This is a genomic window from uncultured Negativicoccus sp., from assembly GCF_902480485.1.
Classification (GTDB): domain Bacteria; phylum Bacillota; class Negativicutes; order Veillonellales; family Negativicoccaceae; genus Negativicoccus; species Negativicoccus succinicivorans.
In genome coordinates, this window is the sequence record NZ_CABSTC010000057.1 from 1 (window position 1) to 7,522 (window position 7,522).

The following is a 7,522-nucleotide window of genomic DNA, read 5'->3' on the forward strand; positions in this document are numbered from 1 at the left end:
TTACGACCGAAGGTATTTTCGGGATTCCGTTGGGCGTTTCGAGTACTTTTATTTTTCTCTTTATTTTGTTCGGCGCCTATTTGGAGTCGACGGGGCTCGGTCACTTCTTTATTGATTTGGCGAATGCCGTCGCCGGCTGGGCGCGCGGCGGTCCGGCGAAAGTCGCCGTGCTGTCGAGCGGCTTGATGGGCACGGTATCGGGCTCGTCCGTCGCCAACGTCGCCGGAACCGGTTCATTTACGATCCCGATGATGAAAAAACTCGGCTACCACCGCGACTTCGCCGGCGCGGTCGAGGCGGCTGCTTCCACCGGCGGGCAGTTGATGCCGCCGATCATGGGCGCGGCGGCGTTCCTGATGGCGGAATTTGTCGGCGTACCGTACATGGAAGTCGTCAAAGCGGCGACAATCCCGGCGATTTTATACTTCCTCGGTATTTGGCTCGGCGTTCATTTCGAAGCGCGGCGGGAAAATCTGCAAGGCTTGCCGCGGGAAAGTCTGCCGAAATTCGGCGTGATCTTCCGTGAGCGTGGTCACTTGGCATTACCGCTGGTCGTTATCATCGGTCTTTTGGTCAGCGGCTATACGCCGATGCGCGCCGCGTTGATCGGTATTTTCCTGACGGTCGCGGCGGCGATGCTCCGCAAAAACACGCGGCTCTCATTCATTGAAGTTGTGCAGGGTCTGATCGACGGCGCGCGCAACATGCTTTCCGTGCTCGCGGCGTGCGCGGCGGCAGGTATTATCATCGGCGTGGTCACCAAAACCGGTATCGGTTTGAAGATGGCCTCCGCCTTGATCGATCTCTCGGGCGGCGTTTTCCTCGCCGTGCTTTTCTTCACGATGCTGACTTCGCTCGTCTTGGGCATGGGTGTCCCGACGACGGCGAACTACGTCATTACTTCGACGATTGCCGCGCCGGCGCTGGTACAACTCGGCGTACCGGTACTCGCGGCGCATATGTTCGTCTTTTACTTCGGCATTGTCGCCGACGTGACGCCTCCGGTCGCGCTGGCCGCGTACGCGGGTTCGGCGATTGCGGGCGGTAACGCGTTGCGCACCGGCGTGCAGGCTTCGAAGCTCGCGATCGCCGCGTTCCTGATTCCGTATATTTTCGTCAACTCCCCCGCGATGTTGATGATTGATACGACGATTCCTAAAATTCTCATGGTGCTGCTCACTTCCATCATCGGCATGGTCGCGATCAGCTCCGCGATGATCGGTCACTTCGTCGTCAAAGAGAAAGCATGGGAACGCATTCTCTTCATAATCGGCGGTCTGTGCATGATCGATACGGGGGCAACGACCGACATCATCGGCATCGTTCTCCTCGCCGCTCTGTTCTTCCTGCAATGGCAACGCGGTCGCAAACAGGTAAATGCCTAAAATAAACAAAAAAAGACGCTCGCTCGAGCGTCTTTTTTTGTTGCCGAAAAATCAGGCGGTGCACAGTGTCTGAAGTGTTTTTTTGACGAGTCGCGACAACTCGCTTCGGAGTATGTTTTGCTTACGCGGCAGTGCTCATTGCCCGCGCCGGCTCGGTTTTTGCGCCGCGGCATGCCCGCGCGTTACAGTAGACATGCGCAAAAAACAAGAGGCCTCGGAAATGAGACAACATGGAAACTTCATATCTGACCGCGAACGACATCGACCTGATGACCGCGGCGCAAGACGGCGATGCGATCGCCGCGACCGTATTGTACCGCCGCTACCTGCCGCTTATCCACGCGACGGCGCGAACCTTTTTCACGCGCGATCGCGATGAATTGCTCGCCGTCATTCGCTTCGCTTTTTGGGAAGCCGTCGGCCGCTACGATAAAAGTCGCGGCGTGCCGGTGGCGGGATACTTAAAAGCGCAGCTACGTTACGCCGCCTGGAATGCCTGCGCGAAACACGCCCACACGGAGCAACGGGAAAACGGCGGCGACACGGATACTTTGCCGCTTTCCGCACCGCCGCGCGAACAACCGGACGCGACGTACGACAGAAACCAACTCTATCGCGCGTTGCATGCCGCGCTCCTCACCTTGCCGCAACGCCAGCGCCGCGTGATTTACGGTTTATTCTTCAGACAACAAACGCGCGGCGAACTCGCGCGAGAACTCCATTGCACACCGCAAGCGATCAGTGCGCTCAAACGTCGGGCGCTTGACGCGTTGCGTCGAAAACTCGCCGCGTACGCGCCGGACAAACCATAAAAAAACGGCCTTGCGGCCGTTTTTTTATTCATTTTTCAGTGACTGTAAGCCTTCCTGCCACGTCACTTGCGGCCGCCAACCCCAAAGCGCGCGGGCGCGATCGGCCGCCAAAACGGAACGGCGAATATCGCCTTCGCGCGGTCCTTCGATCGCGATCGGCGCGTCAGAGCCGAACACGTCGCAAATTTTTTCATAGATATCGAGAATATAAATTTCTTCTCCTGAACCGATGTTGACCGGCTCATTCGCCGGCTTTTCCTGCGCCATGACATTCGCCCGCACCACGTCATCGACATGCACGTAATCGCGCGAGCAACCGCGCGGCATATCGGGATACGTAAAGAGAACGGAAGGACGATCGGCGCGCACATTATTCACAAAAATCGGGATCACGCCGCATTCTCCGTCGGGAATCTGCCGCGGTCCGTACACATTCGCGTAACGTAAAATCGTGTACTCGTAGCCGTATTTTTCCTGGTAATTCGCCAAATACTGCTCGCCCGCGTACTTGTGAATGGCGTACGGAGAAATCAACTGCGGCGGGTCGATTTCCTGCGATTTTTCATCGCCTTCGATGATTTTGGAAAGCGCGCCGCCGGACGAGACGTAAATGATATTTTTCACGCCGTATTCCCCCGCCGCCAGCAACACGTTCAGCCAGCCGCGGCCGTTGATATCGAGATCATGAAGAGGATCCGTGACGGAATCGGCCACGGACTTTTGCGCCGCGTGATGGTTCACCACATCGGGGCGCACTTCGGCAAAAATATCGCGCAAGTTTTCACGATCGCGAATATCCGCATGATAAATCGTGACATTGGGATCGTCTTTGATAGCCGCGAGGTTTTCCATCGTGCCGGATGAAAAATCATCGACAATCGCCACGCGCCAACCTTTTCGTGTATATGTTTCGGCGATATGCGAACCGATGAAGCCCGCGCCGCCGGTCAATAAAATAGTAGACATGTTTCCTCCTTTGCGTTGCTTTTATTATCCGCAAAAGCGCGGACCGTGTCAAACGGAAACCGATTTTCTTTTGCCGAAAAAATCCCATAAATATTTTTGCGCATTGACGCGTCACGCATAACTTGCTACCATACGAATAGAACATATGTTCGGTTTGTTTGGGAAAGGATTTCGTGATTGATTTGTCCATTTTTGATTCTATGGACGCGCCGCTCTCGGAACGTCCGGAGGCTATCGCCGCGGCGTGTCCCGTCTATACTGACGCCGGCGATTGCGTGCGCGTATACTATCCGGACGGCGCCGAGGAAGATCTCGCCGTCACGCTGACGACCTGGCTGCGCCGCATGACCAAGCGCCAAGCCACCAGTCCGCGATTGTTACGCGGCGTATTTCAAAAACGCGCGTTGTACCGTCCGCTCGTGCTGCCGCCGACGGTGCTCGTGCCGCTGAAAGTGCGCCGCCCGAAATGTCCGCGCGATGCGACGATCGGTTACATCAATGTGCTTTGCGTGAAACAGGTGGAAAGCGGCGCCGACGCCCATGAAGCGTCCGTACTGTTGCACGGCGGCGCGCGCTTGACGGTGTATTGGCAACCTGCGACGGTGCGGCGCCATTTGGAAGAAGCGCTGGCGTTTTTACCGCAACCGGCCGCCCATCCGCTCTACCCCGTCGCCTTGCGTCTGGCCGAAGCGTTGCAGATTTTGTGTCGCCCGCAGGAAAAAGCGGAGCCGCCGCATTTTCCGCACTAAAAAAGACTGTCCGCGGACAGTCTTTTTTGTTTACGCGAGCGGCAATGTCGCTTTCTCGGCGCGTTCCGCCTGGATTTTTTCGTACACGGCGAGCAACTTGGCGGCGCCTTCGAGTTGCCGCGCCACGCGCGCCGGCGCCGTGCCGCCGTGCGTATCGCGCGCGGCAATGCACGCTTCGATCGAAATCGCGTCCAAAATATCCTCATCGAACGCCGGACTCCATGTTTTGAATTCCGAAAGCGTCAGATCGGTCAACACTTTATTGTTTTCAATGCAGTAATGCACCGCTTTGCCCACGATCGCGTGCGCTTCGCGGAACGGCACGCCGCGTTTGGCGAGGTAATCCGCCATGTCGGTCGCGTTGGAAAAATCGTCGTCCAACACGGCGCGCATCCGTTCCCGATTGACCTTCATTGAACGCAGCATATCGGCGTAGACGCGCAGCGCGAAGCCAAGCGTCGCGACCGTGTCAAACACGCCTTCCTTATCTTCCTGTAAGTCTTTATTGTACGCGAGCGGCAAGCCTTTCATGACCGTCGCCAGCGCAATGAAATGACCGTAAACACGGCCGGTTTTACCGCGCACGAGTTCACTCACGTCCGGATTTTTCTTTTGCGGCATAATGGATGAGCCGGTGGTAAACGCGTCGGAAAGTTCGATGAAACGATACTCGGACGACGCCCACAAAATGATTTCTTCCGAAAGGCGCGACAAATGCATCATGGCAATCGAGGCCATGGCGAGATATTCGAGCAAATAGTCGCGATCGCTGACCGCGTCCATGCTGTTGGCGTAGAGCGCTTTGAAACCGAGCGCGTCGCGGACCATTTCCGGCTGCGTCGGATACGTCGTGCCCGCGAGCGCGCCCGCGCCGAGCGGCATGATATCCGCGCTCTGCCAGCAACCTTCAAGCCGACGGAAATCGCGCGCCAGCATATGGAAGTACGCCATGAGATGTTGCGCGAGCAAAATGGGTTGCGCCCTTTGCAAATGCGTGTACCCCGGCAAGATGACGTCCTGGTATTCTGTCGCGACTTCTTTGAGCGTTTTCAGAAGCGCCAGCAGCGCCTCACCCGTTTCCACAATCGCGCGCCGCATGTACAAATGCATATCGAGCGCGACCTGATCGTTACGGCTGCGCGCGGTGTGCAAGCGTTTGCCCGCATCGCCGATCGCCTCCGTCAGCGCGCTTTCGATATTCATGTGAATATCTTCCAGACCGATCGAAAAAGTGAATTCGCCGTTTTCAATCGATGTTAAAATTTTCAACAGGCCGTCTTTGATTTGCGCCGCGTCGTCTTCACTGATGATCCCGTTCGCGGCAAGCATTTGCGCATGCGCGATCGAGCCTGCGATATCTTCGCGGTACAACTTTTTATCAAATGGAATCGAAGCGTTAAACGCTTCTACCTCCGGTGCCGTTTCTTCCTGAAAGCGGCCGCCCCACAATTTCATTTTTGCTCCTTTTGCTGCATCAGCGCGCGAATTTTGAGCGGCAAACCGAACAGGTTGATGAAACCTTCCGCGTCCGCCTGATTGTACACTTCGTCCGCGCCGAACGTGACGAATTCTTCACTGTAGAGGGAGTACGGCGATTTCGCGCCGTTGCTCATGATATTGCCCTTGTACAATTTCAAGCCGACTTCGCCCGTCACTGTTTTCTGCGTTTCCGTCACGAATGCCTGCAAGGCTTCGCGCAGCGGCGAATACCACATGCCGTCGTACACAAGTTCCGCATAGCGCACGTTCGCCTGTTCTTTGAAATGGTAGGTCGCGCGATCAAGGCAGAGGTATTCCAACTCGCGATGCGCGTAGAACAAAATCGCGCCGCCCGGATTTTCATACACGCCGCGCGACTTCATGCCGACGAGACGGTTTTCGACGATATCCGCGATGCCGATACCGTTGGCCGCGCCGATTTTATTTAACTCGGTGATCATTTCGACGGCCGAAAGTTCTTTGCCGTTCAGAGTTTTCGGCACGCCTTCCACAAAACCCAGCGTGATTTCCGTCACTTCGTCCGGCGCTTTGGTCGGATCGCAAGTCACCATGTACATATCATCATGCGGCGCGTTCGCCGGATTTTCCAAATCGGCGCCTTCATGCGATAAATGCCAAATGTTCCAGTCCATGCTGTACGGGTACGGCTGTTTCGGTTTCGCCGGATCGTCGCTCGCGTACATGTTGATCGGCACCTGATGTTGTTCCGCGTAAGCGATCGCGTCTTCCCGCGACTTAATATCCCACAAACGCCACGGCGCGATAATGGTGAGGTTCGGCGCGAGCGCTTTCACCGTCAATTCGAACCGTACCTGGTCGTTGCCTTTGCCCGTCGCGCCGTGCGCCACCGCGTCGGCGCCTTCCTGTTTGGCGATATCGACCAGCGCTTTGGCGATGATCGGCCGCGCGAAGGAAGTGCCGAGCAGGTATTTGCCTTCGTACACCGCGCCCGCTTGCAGCACCTTCCATACGTACTCTTCCAAAAATTCCTGACGCAGATCCAAAACAAACGCTTTCGACGCACCGCTTTTCAGCGCCTTTTTTTCAATGGCGTCAAAATTTTCCGGCTGGCCGAGATTGGCGCAGACCGCGATGACTTCGCATTGGTAATTTTCTTTCAACCAGGGAATGATCACCGATGTATCCAACCCGCCCGAATAGGCAAGCACTACTTTTTTTACGTCTGACATAGAACTTCCTCCTTTGGTTTGCGGTAAGAGCATTTGAAATATTGTTATAATTATACGTCACCATGAATAATATTTCAACCTTTTTATATTTGTCTGCATGCGTATTTTTATTCTATTGTATAATTGTATAATAGCAATAGAAAAGGAGATTTTATGCGCTTTATATTAGTGATTGCACTTATGCTGGGCGGTTGGTGGTGGTGGTCGGCTCCGCCTGACGATCCGGCGGCGCCATTCGGCACGCTCAAAGAGGGCGTGACGTCGACCGCCGACGCGATGCGGGATGCGGATCCGATCTCGTTCGGGCAGCAACTGTACGATCCGCACGCCGCCGTTGAGGGCATGATCGACCGATCGACTTTCGTGCCCGCCGAGGAAATTCCGACGACGCTGAAACAGGCGATCATCGCGACGGAAGACAAACGTTTTTACACTCACGGCGCCATTGATTTAATCGGCGTCGCGCGAGCGCTCGTCGCTAATTATCAGGCGGGTGAGACGCTGCAGGGCGGCAGTACGATTTCACAACAAACCGTGAAAAATTTGTTTCTCTCGCACGATCGCACGTGGTTGCGCAAGACGCAGGAGATGTTGCTCGCAAGCCGTCTGGAACGCGTGTACAGTAAGGAAGAAATTTTGGAGTTGTATTTAAATACCATTTACTACGGCGCCGGCGCGTACGGTTTGCAGGCGGCCGCGCTGACCTATTTCCATTGCGACGCTCGCGATCTTACGCCGGCGCAATGCACCGTTTTGGCCGGTTTACCGCAAGCGCCGAGCGCCTATAATCCGCTGGCCCATTTTGAAAACGCGAAGGCCCGCCAGCGCCAAGTGCTTGACGCGATGACCGAACAGGGCATGTTGAGCCCCGCGGAAGCGAAACTGTTGTACGCGGCGGATTTGCATCTCGCCGATGCGAC

Annotated in this window: 7 protein-coding genes; 4 read left to right on the forward strand and 3 right to left on the reverse strand. The window is 55.9% G+C overall.

Translation table 11 applies throughout. The annotated features are described in order from the left end of the window. Together RDN69_RS05285 and RDN69_RS05290 are read left to right on the forward strand one after the other, a co-directional pair. On the forward strand, nt 1-1,385 hold a 1,385-nt coding region (locus RDN69_RS05285; protein WP_288218330.1), incomplete at its 5' end, for a TRAP transporter permease. 230 nt (nt 1,386-1,615) lie between these two features. Beyond that, on the forward strand, nt 1,616-2,197 hold the full coding sequence (locus RDN69_RS05290) for an RNA polymerase sigma factor (RefSeq protein ID WP_273259487.1): 582 nt from the start codon (nt 1,616-1,618) through the stop codon (nt 2,195-2,197). 24 nt (nt 2,198-2,221) lie between these two features. Here RDN69_RS05290 and RDN69_RS05295 read toward each other — a convergent pair whose 3' ends face one another. Beyond that, nucleotides 2,222-3,163, reverse strand: coding sequence for an SDR family NAD(P)-dependent oxidoreductase (locus RDN69_RS05295; protein ID WP_273259486.1), 942 nt, complete (start codon nt 3,161-3,163; stop codon nt 2,222-2,224). A gap of 173 nt (nt 3,164-3,336) precedes the next feature. Between RDN69_RS05295 and RDN69_RS05300 the strand changes: the two genes are divergently transcribed. After that, nucleotides 3,337-3,912, forward strand: coding sequence for a hypothetical protein (locus RDN69_RS05300; protein WP_024048459.1), 576 nt, complete (start codon nt 3,337-3,339; stop codon nt 3,910-3,912). 30 nt (nt 3,913-3,942) lie between these two features. Here the strand turns inward: RDN69_RS05300 and argH are convergent, their stop codons facing one another. Both argH and RDN69_RS05310 read right to left on the reverse strand, forming a co-directional pair. Further along, nucleotides 3,943-5,367, reverse strand: coding sequence for an argininosuccinate lyase (argH, locus tag RDN69_RS05305; RefSeq protein WP_273259485.1), 1,425 nt, complete (start codon nt 5,365-5,367; stop codon nt 3,943-3,945). Next, nucleotides 5,364-6,602, reverse strand: coding sequence for an argininosuccinate synthase (locus RDN69_RS05310; protein WP_273259484.1), 1,239 nt, complete (start codon nt 6,600-6,602; stop codon nt 5,364-5,366). Before RDN69_RS05310 ends, argH begins: the two co-directional genes overlap by 4 nt. Nucleotides 6,603-6,755: 153 nt before the next feature. Between RDN69_RS05310 and RDN69_RS05315 the strand changes: the two genes are divergently transcribed. Beyond that, nucleotides 6,756-7,522, forward strand: a 767-nt coding sequence (locus RDN69_RS05315; protein ID WP_288218331.1) for a transglycosylase domain-containing protein, incomplete at its 3' end; no start/stop codon positions are given.

Coding starts and splice junctions, on each gene's coding strand:
- RDN69_RS05295 (WP_273259486.1), bottom strand. CDS start 3,163: ATGTCTACTATTTTATTGACCGGCGGCGCGGGCTTCATCGGTTCGCAT.
- RDN69_RS05310 (WP_273259484.1), bottom strand. CDS start 6,602: ATGTCAGACGTAAAAAAAGTAGTGCTTGCCTATTCGGGCGGGTTGGAT.
- argH (WP_273259485.1), bottom strand. CDS start 5,367: ATGAAATTGTGGGGCGGCCGCTTTCAGGAAGAAACGGCACCGGAGGTA.
- RDN69_RS05290 (WP_273259487.1), top strand. CDS start 1,616: ATGGAAACTTCATATCTGACCGCGAACGACATCGACCTGATGACCGCG.